The following is a 14952-nucleotide window of genomic DNA, read 5'->3' as shown; positions in this document are numbered from 1 at the left end:
TATTTGTTCTTGAGCGCATCTTGTCCGAAAACCGATTCACACTTTTCGGGATGCGCTCTAAAAATTAAGCTACGCGCTGGCCACCACCGCCATCGCGACGCTTGCGATGGAATGGACGTTTTGGCTTTGCAGCGCCTTCACCAGCGGCTGGCTTGGCAGCAGGATTTGCACGATGTTCACCGGACTTTTGCGCCATCTTGCTTGCTGGACGACGGTGCTTCTGCGGCACGCTATGCGAACCGGGTCTGCGGTTCTGCTGTGGCTTCTGGTCGTCGTCAGCTCTTGCTGCCGGTGCTGGTGCAAGCTTAACCGGAGCTTCCTTGATCGTCAGCTTGTTACGCGTGACGCGTTCAACAGCACGGAGCTTCGAATCTTCCGTTGCCTGATCGTAAAGCGTGATCGAAGCGCCGCTTGCGCCGTTACGGCCAGTACGACCAATACGGTGCACATAGGTTTCCGGTTCGTCTGGCAGGTCGTAATTGACGACATGGCTGATACCCGGAACGTCGATGCCGCGTGCTGCAATGTCGGTTGCAACCAGAATGCGCAATGAGCCATCGCGGAAGCCATTCAGCGCACGCTGGCGGGCATTCTGCGATTTGTTGCCGTGAATAGCTGCAACATTAAAACCATCGCGTTCCAGATGGCGAACAACAGCATCGGCACCATGTTTGGTGCGTGTGAAGACGATAACCGACTTCAGAGTCTGATCCGACAACAGACCTGAGAGAAGACGACGCTTGTCCTTGGTAGGCACCGGATGCACGACCTGCGTGATTTCAGCAGCAGTTGTACCCTGTGGTGCAACTTCAACCCGTACAGGATCGCGCAGAAGGCTCTGTGCGAGCGTTGCGATTTCCTTTGGCATGGTTGCCGAGAACAGAGCTGTCTGGCGGTTCTTATGCGTGCCTTTGGCAATGCGCTTCACATCATTGATGAAGCCCATGTCGAGCATACGGTCGGCTTCATCGAGAACCAGCCAGCGGGTTTCTGACAGATCAACGCAATTTTCGCGTACGAGATCTGTCAAACGGCCTGGCGTTGCGATGAGAACGTCAACGCCGCCCTGCATACGCTTGATCTGGCTCAGTCGCGACACACCGCCGAGAATAAGTGCAGTTGAAACATGCGCCTGCTTGGCAACCGTGCGGATCGTTTCTTCGATCTGCACAGCGAGTTCGCGTGTCGGTGCAAGGATCAGCGCGCGCGCAGTCTTGCCTTTGCGCTTGTCGCCAAGTGCAATGATCTTCTGGAGAATAGGCAGGCTGAATGCAGCGGTTTTGCCCGAGCCGGTCTGAGCAATACCCAGAATATCGCGGCCTTCCAGCTGATGCGGAATGGCCTGTGTCTGAATAGGCTTTGGTTCGGTCATGCCAGCGGCTTCAACGCCCTTAAGCAAAACGCCCGTGACACCCAGAGCGGCAAAGCCGCCGGTGTTTTCGCCAATAGTTTCGATAGTCAATTCAATCTCTTTCGGCGGCACCGCTTAATAGCAGTCCGCTTTAAAATTTCGGACAAGCGCAACTTGCCGAAGGGTAATTTTGTGATGATACGACGGGACGCCGGAAAACACCGGTCGACTTGCGCTGCCGTGCCCGAAACCAGCCGGGTCTCCCCTGCTCTCAGACCATTCTGATTGCAAGAGGCGAGACGCAACGAGTCCGATTCCGGGAGAGCTGAAATAGTTCAGCCCATGCGCCTAGTCGGCCATATGGGGTGCTTTTCCCAAAAAAGCAAATGATTTCTGTTTGAACACCAATCAGATGATGAAATCAGCAAGCACCTGATTGTCTGTAATATCCTGATAAGCCCAGCCTGCTTCTGCAAACTTCTTTTCCAAAATCTTGAAGTTGCCAGCGTCTTTGGTTTCGATGCCAATCAGTACTGAACCAAAATTGCGCGCAGACTTTTTCAAATATTCAAAGCGTGCAACGTCATCTTCAGGGCCAAGCAGATCGAGGAACGAACGAAGCGCACCCGGACGCTGCGGGAAGCGGAAAATGAAGTATTTCTTCAGGCCTTCATAGCGAAGTGCCCGTTCTTTAACATCTGGCAGGCGTTCAAAATCGAAATTTCCGCCCGACACGACAATGACAATACGCTTGCCTTTGAGTTCGCTTTTCTTGAAATCCTTCAGTGCATCAATTCCGAGCGCACCAGCAGGCTCCAGAACAACACCCTCGATGTTGAGCATCTCGATGATCGTTGAACACAAACGGTTTTCCGGAACCGTGATGACAACGTTTTTATCGAACTCTTTGAGAAGCTTGAAGTTTTCTTTTCCAAGTTCTGCAACAGCTGCACCATCGACGAAATTATCGACCTCAGTAAGCTTGATCCGTTTGCCAGCTTCAAGACTGCCTTTCAGGCTAGCCGCACCCTTTGGTTCGACAAAGCGATAGGCAGTCTTCCAGCCAAGCGCTGAAAAATATTGGGTTACGCCTGCAGACAGCCCCCCGCCACCAACGGGCAAGAATACAAAATCCGGCTTCTTATTGTCTGGCAGCTGTCGTTCGATTTCGAGTGCTACAGTCGCCTGCCCTTCGATGATGCCTGTATGGTCGAAGGGCGGCACCATCACGCCCTTATGGGCTTCAGCAAACTCTTGCGAGGCCGCATAGCAGACATCGAAAATATCGCCGATAAGCTTGATTTCGATAAACTCCGCACCGAATGTGCGGGTTTTGTCGATTTTCTGCTGTGGCGTTGTGACAGGCATGAAAACCACGCCCTTGCGGCCAAAATGGCGGCAGGCAAAGGCAAAGCCTTGCGCATGGTTGCCGGCCGAGGCGCATACGAACACAGCTTTTTCATCAGCTGTCTTTACGGCACGCGAAATGAAGTTGAAAGCTCCACGTATCTTATAGGAACGGACAGGTGTGAGGTCTTCGCGCTTGAGCCAAATTTCCGCACCGTACTTTCGCGAAAGATAGTCATTGAGCTGCAAAGGCGTCTCTGGAAAGAGCGCACGCATTGCATTTTCAGCTTGAGCTACGGCTTTAACGAAGGCGGTCATTGTTCAGCTTTCTGCATTTCCTGCGGTATTTGCGCATGGCTACATGGCTTTAACGCTGCAAACAAGCTTGAAACGCAAAACATGAGTAAAATGGTGATGTTTTATACTCGTATGTATATACCGATAGGAATGGTGGTGCGGTCGGCGGGACTTGAACCCGCAAGCCTAAAAGGCGACGGATTTTAAGTCCGTTGCGTATACCAATTTCGCCACGACCGCAGCATGAGAGTTTCTATGTCATGATTTGTGAAGCAAATTCAAGCCGTTTCCAGCACTTGTAACAACTGGTTTTGATGACAGTGGAAATTTCTGAAAGAGCGTTCCCGAAAAATTCAACAAATCGCTGGCAACGAATTCGGCTCAAATAAGTTATTGCAAAACGAATAATCGCGCATCTCGCCTTGCAAGAGGATTCCAGCTTGAAACGCAGAGAAAATCAGTTGCAGCATGTGTCTGCCGGGGATTAACTGTGAAGACACAGAATGGAGTCTGGGCATGACGAATACCCTGCAGCGAGCCGTTACGGCTGCAATGCTTGCAATTGGCGATGAACTTCTCTCAGGACGCACGAAAGATAAGAATATTGGACATCTGGCTGATGTGCTGACTGCTGCTGGCATTGATCTCAAAGAAGTTCGCATTGTTCCAGACGATGAAGACGCCATAGTTACGGCTCTTAATGCTTTGCGCCCCGGTTTCGATTATGTTTTCACATCAGGCGGCATTGGCCCAACTCACGACGACATAACTGCAGACGCGGTGTCACGCGCTTTTGAAGTGCCTTGCATTTATGATGAAAAGGCAATGGAAATGCTCGCCGCGAATTACGCCAAGCGTGAGCTGGAGTTCACCGATTCACGCAAGCGTATGGCTCGCATGCCGCAAGGCTCCGAACATATTGATAACCCTGTCTCGACAGCCCCCGGTTTTCATATCGGCAATGTCTATGTCATGGCTGGCGTACCTTCGGTATTTCAGGCGATGCTCGATAATGTTTTGCCGACGCTTAAAACAGGGCGCAAACTTTTGTCGAAGGCTGTTCCCTGCCCGTTTGGCGAAGGCGTCATTGGTGCGCCGCTTACGGCGATCCAGAAGGAAAATCCTGAAACGATCATTGGTTCTTATCCGAAATTCGAGAACGGTAGATTTAGCACCGAGCTGGTTGTTCGGGGCAGCGATGAGACAAAAATCGATCTTGCTGTAAGTGCAATCGAAGCGATGATCATCACCTTGCAAACGCAGGGAGCAGCCTGAATTAAAGCGGAGATCATTGAGCAGCTCTAACTATCTGTTTCTAGGCATTATCCAATGCAAAACCGCGAAACACTTTTGCCGGAAATGCTCTATATGATAAAATGGAAATATAGCCGGAAGGAGAACTGATATGTCCTACAAGACGGTGGTCGCCTATTCCCGCAGTGAAGCCGAGTTGAAGCGGGTTTTGTCTGCAGTTGCGCTTTTGATGCGCAGAATGCCTGACATGCACGTCATCGGACTTTACTCTGTTCCCTCTCCTGTTGTGTATGCCGATCCCAACGGATTCATTGATCCGGGCATGTTTGAGCTGCATGACAAGCAGCATAAGGAAATATCGGAGCGTCTAAAGCACCTTTTCGAAGAAGAGATGCGTCGTCAGGGTGCCAATCACGAATTTCGCGTTACCCGTTCCGAAACAGGGACCGCAGCTGATGGTGTTCTGACGTCATGTCTGGGTGCGGAATTGCTCGTGGCGGGTCAACCTGACCCAGACGATCCCGCAACCAACGATGAAACTGCCGATACACTGGTGTTTAACTCCAGCTGTCCAGTATTGTTGGTGCCCTATGCACCAGTTCACACGATGGAGGCGCTGGATCGCATCGTTGTGGCGTTTAATGGCAAGCGTGAGGCGGCGCGTGCGACTTTTGATGCTCTCCCTCTGATGAAGCATGCAAGGCGGACTGAAATTATCTGGGTCGATCCCCCAGAACGCGAAGGCGAAGACGAAGCACTTGCTGGAAGCGAGCTTGCCGAGGCTCTGTCGCGTCATGGGCTGGACATCAGTATAACTCCGCTTCCGTCGCATAATCGTTATGCACAGGATGTAGTGCGTGAGCATATTATTGCAGAACGTGCAGACCTTTTAGTCATGGGGGCTTATAGCCACTCCAGGCTCCGTGAACTCGTTTTTGGTGGCGTGACCCGTGCGATGCTTAATGATTTGCCGATCCTGACGCTTTTTTCGCGTTAAATCATTTTCTCGAAACGTCGGCCTGTTCCCGCAGGCCGACGTTTAGTTTCCAGCAATTATTTAGTTCAATTTTAGTTATTAGCGGGGGCTGCGATCACACGCCGCTCTTGCAAGATAGGCTTATTTGCGGTTATCAGCATTTCCCGGCGCTGAAATTGCCGGGCGGAAAGCCTTTCTATACTTGTGCTGCATGCATTTAGAGTGCTGTGCGCGCATGAAGGAAAGCTGCAGATCCAGACAGTTCAGCGCGACTGGCAACAGCCATCGCGCATTTTTGGTTTGACAGGTCCGGAGTGAAACTCCCGGATTTTCCATGGAGCGTTTCGATGTCGTTGCCCGATAAAGCCTTTCCCGTTTCCTGGGATCAGTTCCACCGTGATGCCCGCGCCCTCGCCTGGCGCATCGCCGATATGGACCGCGAATGGCGTGCCATTGTCGCGATCACGCGTGGCGGATTGGTCCCAGCCGCTATCGTTTGCCGCGAGCTCGGCATCCGTTTGATCGAAACGGTCTGCGTTGCATCTTATCATGATTATACATCGCAGGGCGAGATGGAGGTTCTCAAGGGAATCAGTGCTCCACTTCTCGAAAATGATGGTGAAGGCGTGATTGTCGTCGATGATCTGACGGACACAGGCAAGACCGCGGCTATCGTCCGCGAAATGATGCCAAAGGCGCATTTTGCGACTGTTTATGCGAAGCCAAAGGGCCGCCCGCTTGTCGATACATTCGTGACCGAAGTTTCGCAGGATACCTGGATTTATTTCCCATGGGATATGGGCTTTACCTATCAGGAACCAATTGCTGGCGGAAAACGCGGGTAAACGAAAACAAATGAAAGCGGATTGCGGTGGTAAAACCGCCGCAATCACACTATATTGAAAGTCTGCCGAAATCAGATGGAGGCGGACTGCACGGTACTGATTTGAAGCCGTGCGACCGTTAATTTCAGCAAGCCCTTAAAAATAAAAGCATTTTTCGCTTTTTATTGTGAGGCGTTGTCGAACAAATTCATTGTCATTTTGGCGAATCAATCCATTCTGTTTGGAAAATGGTGGGACTTTCGCAGTGAAAACACAGGCCAAAAAATTTGTTGCAACGGAAAAGCGTATTCTGACGCCTTCCGGTCGTTTGCAGCAAGTTGCGGCACTTGTGTACCGCTACGAAGCGCATGAATTGCAGGTTCTTGTCATTACCAGTCGCGGAACCGGCCGTTGGGTGATCCCTAAGGGATGGCCTCAAGTCGGTCGCACGCTGGCAGAAACAGCTGCTCGTGAGGCGTTCGAGGAAGCTGGCATACGCGGCGAGATAACATCTCAGCCTATTGGTAGCTTCGATTACTGCAAGAATGATCTACCGCCGGAATGCATCAACCAGTTTACGGTTGCTGTCTACGCCCTGCATTTTGCTGAGCGCGCTAAAGACTGGCCGGAACGTGATCAACGTGTTTGCGAGTGGGTTTCGCCGCGTGAGGCGGCTGAACGGGTGGATGAAGTTGATCTTAAGCGCATTCTGCTGGATTTTGATGGTTCGCGTATGGCCATTGCCGCTGAATAATACTCGCTATGCGGGGCTTGGACCGCTCTAATGATTATTCCAGACTATTCCCAAAACATATATTGGCGTTCCGGTGAGGTGTTTCTTACAGCGGTTCCAGTTAAGACTGAACCGCTGTAACTATTTATTTTGACGCATTATCCTACGCAAAACCGCTTCGCAATTTTTTGCTGGAAATACTTTATGACCAGAAAATAGAGCGCTGGTTTGTTTCAATCAGACCGAAACTCGCTCCAGTGTTGCGGATCAGCATGTGTCTCGCAATAAACTGAGCTGTCTTTCATATAACTGTCATTCTCCCCGTTATCCACATTTCCCCGCAAAGCTTTCTCACAATATCTAGCGTCTGCCGCCTTATAGTAAACCAATGCTTGACGCTCATGGCCGAGTCGTTTTTTATGAAAGTGTCGTTGCGTAAGTAGCGTGGCCGAGCGTAAAGATTCAGTCGGTCTTTTCTTCAAATTTGTCGAGTTCAGAGCGGGCGTTGCGTCGAAGAGACGTGTATCGCGCGAGATTTTTTGCGTCGGAAATTCAGGACGTTAGCTCTGCAATAGGAATGAGTTTTGTTGGTGTCGATGTCGTATTAATACTAGATTTAGTATTTCCAATCATGATAACATACCAGATAGTGAAAACTTATCCGCAAGCTCATACAAGTTTGAATAAGCTGGCCAAATGGCTGGAATGTCAGACATGCCTCTCTCGAGGTGTTATGTCTGAGTGAATTTTCGGGGAGCATACGCTCCTTAACCTGATTGCCCTCCCGCATGGGAGGACGTTCGAAACAAATATGCGAGACACATACCGTGGCTGGCGCGCCGGGGCTGAAATTTATCAGTCCAGCTACTATATATAGAACGTTTGGATGGGACAGATGAAGATCGAACGCCGTTTCACAAAAGAAAACCAGTCGGCCTATGCGGAGATCGAATTCCGCACGGCGACGAGTGAGATCAAGAATCCCGATGGCTCTGTCGTATTTCGCCTTGAGAACATCAATGTTCCGGCGCAGTTCAGTCAGGTGGCTGCAGACATTCTTGCCCAGAAATATTTCCGCAAAGCCGGTGTCCCTGCCCGTCTGAAAAAGGTTGAAGAGAACGATGTTCCATCGTGGCTCTGGCGCTCTGTTCCGGATGAAGACGCCCTGTCCAAGCTTCCTGAGAATGAGCGTTTCGGTTCTGAAATGGATGCGTGTCAGGTTTTCGACCGCCTGGCCGGCACCTGGACCTATTGGGGCTGGAAGGGCGGTTATTTCAATTCCGAAGAAGATGCGAACGCTTTCCGCGACGAGCTCGCTTATATGCTGGCAACGCAGCGTGTGGCACCAAACAGCCCGCAATGGTTCAATACGGGTCTGCATTGGGCCTATGGTATCGACGGTCCTGGTCAGGGCCACTTCTATGTTGACTGGCAGACCGGCAAGCTGACGAAATCGAAGTCCGCTTACGAACATCCGCAGCCGCATGCCTGCTTCATTCAGTCGGTTGGCGATGACCTCGTCAATGAAGGTGGCATCATGGACCTCTGGGTTCGTGAAGCGCGCCTCTTCAAATATGGCTCCGGCACGGGTTCCAATTTCTCCCATCTGCGTGGCGAGGGCGAAAAGCTTTCAGGCGGCGGCAAGTCGTCGGGTCTTATGAGCTTCCTCAAGATCGGCGACCGGGCAGCGGGCGCGATTAAATCAGGCGGCACAACCCGCCGCGCCGCCAAGATGGTGGTTGTTGATGTCGACCATCCTGATATTGAAGACTATATCGACTGGAAGGTGAAGGAAGAGCAGAAGGTTGCTGCCCTCGTAACCGGTTCCAAGATCGTCAAGCAGCATCTGGCTGCGATCATGAAGGCTTGTGTCAATTGCGAAGCCGACAATGACGACTGCTTTGATGCTTCTAAGAACCCGGCTCTCAAGCGCGAAATCAAGGCTGCAAAGAAGAATCAGGTTCCTGAAAACTATGTTAAGCGCGTTATTCAGTTCGCGCGTCAGGGTTATACGGACATTCAGTTCAAGACCTATGACACGGACTGGGATTCAGAAGCCTATCTGACTGTTTCAGGCCAGAACTCGAACAACTCGGTATCGCTCAAGGATGGGTTCCTGCGCGCCGTTGAAAATGACAGCGATTGGAACCTGACCGCACGTCGCGATGGCCGCGTCATGAAGACCCTCAAGGCGCGCGATCTTTGGGAAAAGATTGGTTATGCCGCCTGGGCTTCGGCTGATCCGGGGCTTCACTTCAATACCACGATGAACGATTGGCACACCTGCCCTGCGGCTGGTCCAATCCGTGCGTCCAATCCGTGCTCGGAATATATGTTCCTTGATGACACGGCTTGTAATCTGGCGTCAATCAACCTGCTGACCTATCGCAACAAGGACGGCTCGTTCGACATTGCAGCGTATGAACACACTGCACGTCTCTGGACAATGGTTCTCGAAATTTCGGTGATGATGGCGCAGTTTCCTTCCAAGGAAATTGCTCGTCTCTCTTACGAATACCGCACGCTCGGCCTTGGCTATGCCAATATCGGCGGTTTGCTGATGACGTCTGGTATTCCTTACGACTCCGATGAAGGTCGTGCGATCTGCGGTGCCCTCACCGCTATCATGACTGGTGTGGCCTATGCCACTTCGGCTGAAATGGCCAAGGAACTGGGAACCTTCCCGAGCTATGAGCCAAATGCCGAAAGCATGTTGCGCGTCATTCGCAATCACCGCCGCGCCGCCTACGGCGAGAACGACGGCTATGAAGGTCTTGCTGTTAATCCGGTTGGCCTGATTGCTGAAGATTGTCCTGATCAGGACATGATCGCTCATGCACGTGCTGCATGGGACAAAGCGCTGGAACTTGGACAGCAGCACGGTTACCGCAATGCACAGGCGACTGTTATCGCGCCAACTGGCACCATCGGCCTTGTCATGGATTGCGATACCACTGGTATTGAACCTGACTTTGCACTGGTGAAGTTCAAGAAGCTTGCTGGCGGCGGTTACTTCAAGATCATCAATCGCGCTGTGCCTGAAGCGCTACGCACGCTCGGCTATTCGGAAAGCCAGATTGCTGAAATCGAAGCTTATGCAGTTGGTCACGGCAACCTTAATCAGGCACCGGGCGTCAATCCTTCGACACTGAAGGCCAAGGGCTTTACTGACGAAAAGATTGAGACACTCAACGCAGCCCTCAAGAGTGCGTTCGACATCAAGTTCGCTTTCAATAAGTGGACGCTTGGCGAAGATTTCTGCAAGGACGTGTTGAAGCTTACCGATGAGCAGCTCAATGATTTCTCGTTTGAAATGCTTCCGGCACTCGGTTTTGCGAAGAAGGAAATCGAAGCAGCAAACGTTCATGTTTGCGGTGCGATGACGCTTGAAGGTGCCCCTTTCCTCAAGCAAGAGCATTATGCTGTGTTTGATTGCGCCAATCCTTGCGGCAAGATCGGCAAGCGCTATCTTTCGGTTGAAAGCCACATCTGGATGATGGCCGCAGCACAGCCGTTCATTTCCGGTGCGATTTCGAAGACGATTAACATGCCGAATGAAGCGACTGTTGAAGACTGCAAGAGCGCTTACATGCTCTCGTGGAAGCTCGCGCTCAAGGCCAATGCACTTTATCGCGACGGCTCCAAGCTTTCACAGCCGCTCAATGCATCGCTTATCGCTGACGACGAGGACGAAGATGATGCGGTTGAAGCACTGATCGAAGCACCTGCAGCTGCTCGTGCTGTTCAGATCACAGAGCGCGTTGTTGAAAAGGTTATCGAAAAAATCGTTCACGAGCGTGACAAGCTGCCGAACCGTCGTCAGGGTTATACGCAGAAGGCCGTTGTTGGTGGCCACAAGGTTTACCTGCGCACCGGTGAGTTTGGTGACGGTCGTCTTGGCGAAATCTTCATCGATATGCATAAGGAAGGCGCCGCTTTCCGTGCAATGATGAACAATTTTGCTATCGCCGTATCGCTCGGTCTTCAATATGGCGTGCCGCTCGAAGAATATGTCGAGGCATTTACCTTCACGAAGTTTGAGCCTGCTGGCATGGTCATCGGCAACGATGCGATCAAGACGGCAACGTCGATCATCGACTATGTCTTCCGCGAACTGGCTGTATCCTATCTTGGCCGAAACGATCTCGCTCATGTCGATACGAGTGATTTCTCCAACACGGCGCTTGGTAAGGGCATCCAGGAAGGTAAGACCAACCTCGTTTCAACTGGCTGGACGCGTGGCTACAAGCCGACCTTGGTATCAAACACTCAGCCGGGAAATGAATCGAAGGGATCGGTTACATCCGCGCCACAAGGTTCGAATGTGACGACGTTGAAGTCCTCTTCTCCTCGCGCTGGCACTGTTGGTCTGGTGACAGACGGTGCAACGGCATTCAAGCGTGAGTTTGAAGAGCAGCCAACCCCAGCGGCCCAGTCAGAAAATCAGGCAGCGACTGAGCTGTTTTCTGACAAGGCTGCAGCTGATGCGGCATCTGCTCGAGCAGAAACGACAAACGCGGCCAAGAAGATTGAAGCTGATCGCCGTATTAAATCGATGATGCAGGGCTATACGGGTGACAGCTGCACGGAGTGCCAGAACTTCACAATGGTCCGTAACGGCACCTGCCTTAAGTGTGATACATGTGGTGCTACAAGTGGCTGCAGTTAATCTTCAGTTAGATTAAATATAAAAGGCAGGCCGGGTAAAACCGGCCTGTTTTGTTTCTATAGTATATTCTTTGCTGATTTATATTTCTCATCAACATCTCAATTTTTCATAAAATTTTTAAAAATTTCGGAACTCAATGCACATCTCTACGTTCAACTAATGCAACCGAGCGTATAAAGGAGATGGTTATGCTTAGAACAACACTTCTGACAACGACGTGTGCACTGTTTATCGGTGGATCAGCTTTTGCACAGACTGCAACTCCGGCGCCGACAGAAGCAGCGCCTGCAGCAGCAGAGCTTCCAGTTTCATCTCAGAACATGTTTGGCAGCCCGCCTTCTGAAGATGCCGATAAGGTTGGCTTTGTTGAGCCGAAGGATGGACAACTCCTTGTATCAAGCTTTATCGGTCAAACCGTTTATGAGAGCGACGCAGCCGATGCTGCCTCTGTTGGCAAGCTCAACGATTTGATCACCAGCCCTGAAGGTGAAATTCAGGCAGCCGTGATTGGTGTCGGTGGCTTCCTTGGTGTCGGCGAGAAGGACGTTGCCGTGAGCCCTGATCAGTTGCAGCTTGCAACGCGAAGCGACGGCAAAAAGTGGTTGGTTATCAAGGCCACGAAGGAGCAGCTGACCGAGGCACCGACTTTTGATCGTTCGGCACTCTTTGCCGACGGTGTAGCGGATAAAGCCGCAACAGGTGAGACAAAGACTCCGGCGACAGACGCGCCGACGGCTGATCCTGCTCCAGCGCCAGCAACACCTGCTCCTGCGCAGTAAAGCTATATCCTTGAGTACTGTATGGGTAAAAGTCCTGGCCTCTGGCCGGGGCTTTTATTTGAAATGAGGTACAAAGGTTGATTTCAGAAGTTCATCCAATTACCACTGTTTCACAATCACCAGATCATTTGGTTTAGTTCGTTCAGGAAAATCTATTGTCGGAATTCTTTATTGCCCATCCCTGGGCGCAGACGGTTGCGTCACTTGGCGGTCTTTTTCTTGCGGCGTTTGTCGCAAACTTCCTTATCAAAGCGATACTATTGAAGGTTCTAGATAGGATCGTTCAACGAACACCTTTCGGTCAGGACGAAGAACTCAAGAAAAACGGCGTGATTGGGCATCTGGCCAATATCGTTCCTGCGTTGATCATTTCGTCGGGCATCGCAGCTGTACCTGAATTGCCTCAAACTGCGCTGACGGTAATCAGCAATGTAGCGACTGCATTTATTATTCTGACGCTGGCTTTCACGGTAAGCGCTGTTCTGAGTGTGGTTGATACGCTTTATAGCCGCCGGGAAGAGTCCAAAGACCGACCGATCAAGGGCTATATTCAGGTTAGCAAGCTCGTAATCTACATTATTGCGATCGTGTTGATCATCGCGACGCTTCTTGATCGATCGCCTGTGATCCTGCTGTCTGGTGTGGGTGCCATGGCTGCGGTTCTTATTCTAGTGTTTCAGGATACGCTGCTCTCACTGGTTGCCAGTATGCAGATTGCTTCATCGAACATGGTTCGCGTCGGAGATTGGATTGAGATGAAAAATCTCGACGCCAATGGCGATGTGGTCGAGATCGCACTTTATACGGTGAAGGTACAGAACTTCGATAAGACAATCACTACTATTCCCATCCGTAAACTCATCACTGAGCCGATGAAAAACTATCGCGGAATGCAGCAGTCTGGTGGCCGACGTATCAAACGAGCGTTGTTTATCGATCAGGCGACCATACGCTTTCTAAGCGAAGGTGAACTTCAAAGCCTTACCTCCATCGATCAGCTCACAGGCTACCTGTCGAAGAAGGAAAAGGAAATTGCCGACTGGAATGCGAAGCTTGGCGACAAGGCAAAGAACCCGGTCAATACACGTCGCTTCACCAATATTGGCACGTTCCGCGCTTATGTAGAGACCTATCTGCGGAACCATCCCGGCGTTCACAAGGGCATGACCCTGCTCGTGCGCCAGATGGACCCGACGCCGGATGGTTTGCCGCTCGAAATCTACTGTTTCACCAATACGACCGTCTGGGCATCTTACGAACAGATCCAGTCCGATATTTTCGACCATCTCTATGCAGTGATGCCGGAATTCGGCCTCTATCCGTTCCAGAATCCAAGCGGCGGCGATTTCCGCAAGCTCAGTCTTGCGGATTTGCCTGCAGTCACTGCAAAGCCTTGATGATAGCGGCCTGAAGTTCGGGAACCTTGTAACCCGTGCGCAACGGTGTGAGACCAAGGCGAATGATGGCCAGGTTCATCGAAGGTACAATGATCAGGCTCTGGCCATCATGGCCCGACATCCAGAAGGCATCTGCCGGGATGCCTTCTGTACCCGCTTGAATTCCAGCGCTTTGCAGCCATGTCTGAGCCGATCCGTAACGCCCCTGCGATGCTGGGGCTGGCGTCTGCATCAGGCGGACAAAATCCTCGCTCAAGAGCTGCTTGTCGCCGACTTTGCCCTTATCAAGCAGAAGGCGGGCGATGGAGAGCCAGTCACGCGCATTGGCATAAAGATAAGATGAGCCAACGAAGATACCGCTCGCATCCGCTTCCAGTGTAGCACTTGCAATACCCAATGGTTCAAAGAGCACTTTCTGCGCGTAGTTAAATGCTTCTTCAGGCGTGTCGAAGCTTTCCATATAGAGCTTTGACAGGATGTTCGCCGTGCCGCTCGAATAGTTGAACTTCGTTCCAGGTTGCGCTTCAAGCGGTAAAGAGGCAGCAAATTCTGTCATATTATTTTCGAGGAAAAGCATACGTGTTACGTCGGTAACGTTGCCATAGTCTTCATCGAATTTAAGGCCGCTCTGCATCCCAAGAAGATCGGCAAGCTTGATATTCGAACGGTCGTCACCTTCCCACTCTGGCAGAAGATGGTCGCGCTGAAGGTCCATTTTGGCTTCCGAAATGCGCATACCAATCAGTGTTGCCATAACGGATTTCGTCATGGACCAGCCCAAGAGAGGCGTATCGGCATCAAAGCCCTGCGCATAGGTTTCGGCGACGATCTGGCCGTCTTTCAGCACAGCGATGGCACGCATACCGGGGCCTGCAAATGCCGGTTTTTCGATGATGCTTTGAACTGCCGGGTTGATATTGATGTCGGCTATGAGAGCGGCCGCATCCATGGGCGTTGTCAGTTGAGGACGCAGATCCGTACCATGTACGTTGGCGCAGCCAAGGCCCGGACGATAGACGGCCTTGTTTGGCGCGAAGAAGCCAAAGATATGTGCAGTTACTGTCTCGCCGGAGTTATCGACCGAAACATCGACAAACTTCAGAAGCGGGTGGCCGGGCGCCTGCACATCAAGTGCAAGCACTTCCTGCGGGTTGCGGTTTGCCAGAAACACATTGGAGCAGACGATTTTTGCGGCATAGCCGGTGCCGACTTTAAGAAGCTCCGGTGGCCGAAAGCCGAGCCATAAGACGACACCCAGCAGGCTTAAGAGGACAATGGAACCGGCAATCTTCAAAAAGCGTATCATATTCCCTCCCATGAGCCTG

General features: G+C 51.5%; 9 protein-coding genes, 1 tRNA gene and 1 pseudogene. 7 read left to right on the top strand and 4 right to left on the bottom strand.

From position 1 onward, the window contains the following. Positions 1 to 64: 64 nt before the first annotated feature. From OIV19_RS06430 to OIV19_RS06420, 3 genes and pseudogenes are all read right to left on the bottom strand, one after another. A pseudogene (locus tag OIV19_RS06430) lies at positions 65 to 1690 on the bottom strand (DEAD/DEAH box helicase). A 69-nt stretch (positions 1691 to 1759) separates the two neighbouring features. Beyond that, positions 1760 to 3016 (bottom strand): threonine ammonia-lyase IlvA, encoded by a 1257-nt coding sequence (gene ilvA, locus OIV19_RS06425; RefSeq protein ID WP_264231040.1) that lies wholly within the window; start codon positions 3014 to 3016, stop codon positions 1760 to 1762. A 133-nt stretch (positions 3017 to 3149) separates the two neighbouring features. Beyond that, positions 3150 to 3235: transfer RNA gene (locus OIV19_RS06420), tRNA-Leu, on the bottom strand. A 276-nt stretch (positions 3236 to 3511) separates the two neighbouring features. On the opposite strand from OIV19_RS06420, the gene OIV19_RS06415 reads away from it, so the two are divergent. The 7 genes from OIV19_RS06415 to OIV19_RS06385 all read left to right on the top strand — a co-directional run bounded on the left by OIV19_RS06415 (position 3512) and on the right by OIV19_RS06385 (position 13627). Next, positions 3512 to 4270: a competence/damage-inducible protein A gene (locus OIV19_RS06415; RefSeq protein WP_151094849.1), complete on the top strand. Its 759-nt coding sequence runs from the start codon at positions 3512 to 3514 to the stop codon at positions 4268 to 4270. Between the two features lie 130 nt (positions 4271 to 4400). Continuing rightward, positions 4401 to 5246, top strand: a complete 846-nt coding sequence (locus tag OIV19_RS06410) for a universal stress protein (protein ID WP_095446663.1) — start codon at positions 4401 to 4403, stop codon at positions 5244 to 5246. 326 nt (positions 5247 to 5572) lie between these two features. After that, positions 5573 to 6070 (top strand): xanthine phosphoribosyltransferase, encoded by a 498-nt coding sequence (gpt, locus tag OIV19_RS06405; RefSeq protein WP_095446661.1) that lies wholly within the window; start codon positions 5573 to 5575, stop codon positions 6068 to 6070. Positions 6071 to 6314: 244 nt separating this feature from the next. Continuing rightward, complete coding sequence (locus OIV19_RS06400) at positions 6315 to 6803, top strand: NUDIX hydrolase (RefSeq protein ID WP_151094852.1); 489 nt, start codon at positions 6315 to 6317, stop codon at positions 6801 to 6803. An 874-nt stretch (positions 6804 to 7677) separates the two neighbouring features. Continuing rightward, a complete protein-coding gene (locus OIV19_RS06395) occupies positions 7678 to 11451 on the top strand; it encodes a vitamin B12-dependent ribonucleotide reductase (RefSeq protein WP_264231039.1) in 3774 nt (1257 codons plus the stop codon). A 188-nt stretch (positions 11452 to 11639) separates the two neighbouring features. Then, positions 11640 to 12230 carry a PRC-barrel domain-containing protein gene (locus tag OIV19_RS06390; protein WP_264231038.1) on the top strand — a complete coding sequence of 197 codons (591 nt, stop codon included), beginning with the start codon at positions 11640 to 11642 and terminating at the stop codon, positions 12228 to 12230. Positions 12231 to 12385: 155 nt separating this feature from the next. Then, positions 12386 to 13627, top strand: a complete 1242-nt coding sequence (locus tag OIV19_RS06385) for a mechanosensitive ion channel family protein (RefSeq protein WP_264231037.1) — start codon at positions 12386 to 12388, stop codon at positions 13625 to 13627. On the opposite strand, the gene OIV19_RS06380 is transcribed toward OIV19_RS06385, so the two are convergent. Continuing rightward, a complete protein-coding gene (locus OIV19_RS06380) occupies positions 13611 to 14933 on the bottom strand; it encodes a serine hydrolase domain-containing protein (protein WP_264231036.1) in 1323 nt (440 codons plus the stop codon). The genes OIV19_RS06385 and OIV19_RS06380 overlap by 17 nt on opposite strands. Positions 14934 to 14952: the final 19 nt, after the last annotated feature.

The organism is Brucella sp. HL-2, assembly GCF_025846885.2.
Classification (GTDB): domain Bacteria; phylum Pseudomonadota; class Alphaproteobacteria; order Rhizobiales; family Rhizobiaceae; genus Brucella; species Brucella quorumnocens.
This window is presented reverse-complemented; position numbering and strand designations above follow the sequence as displayed.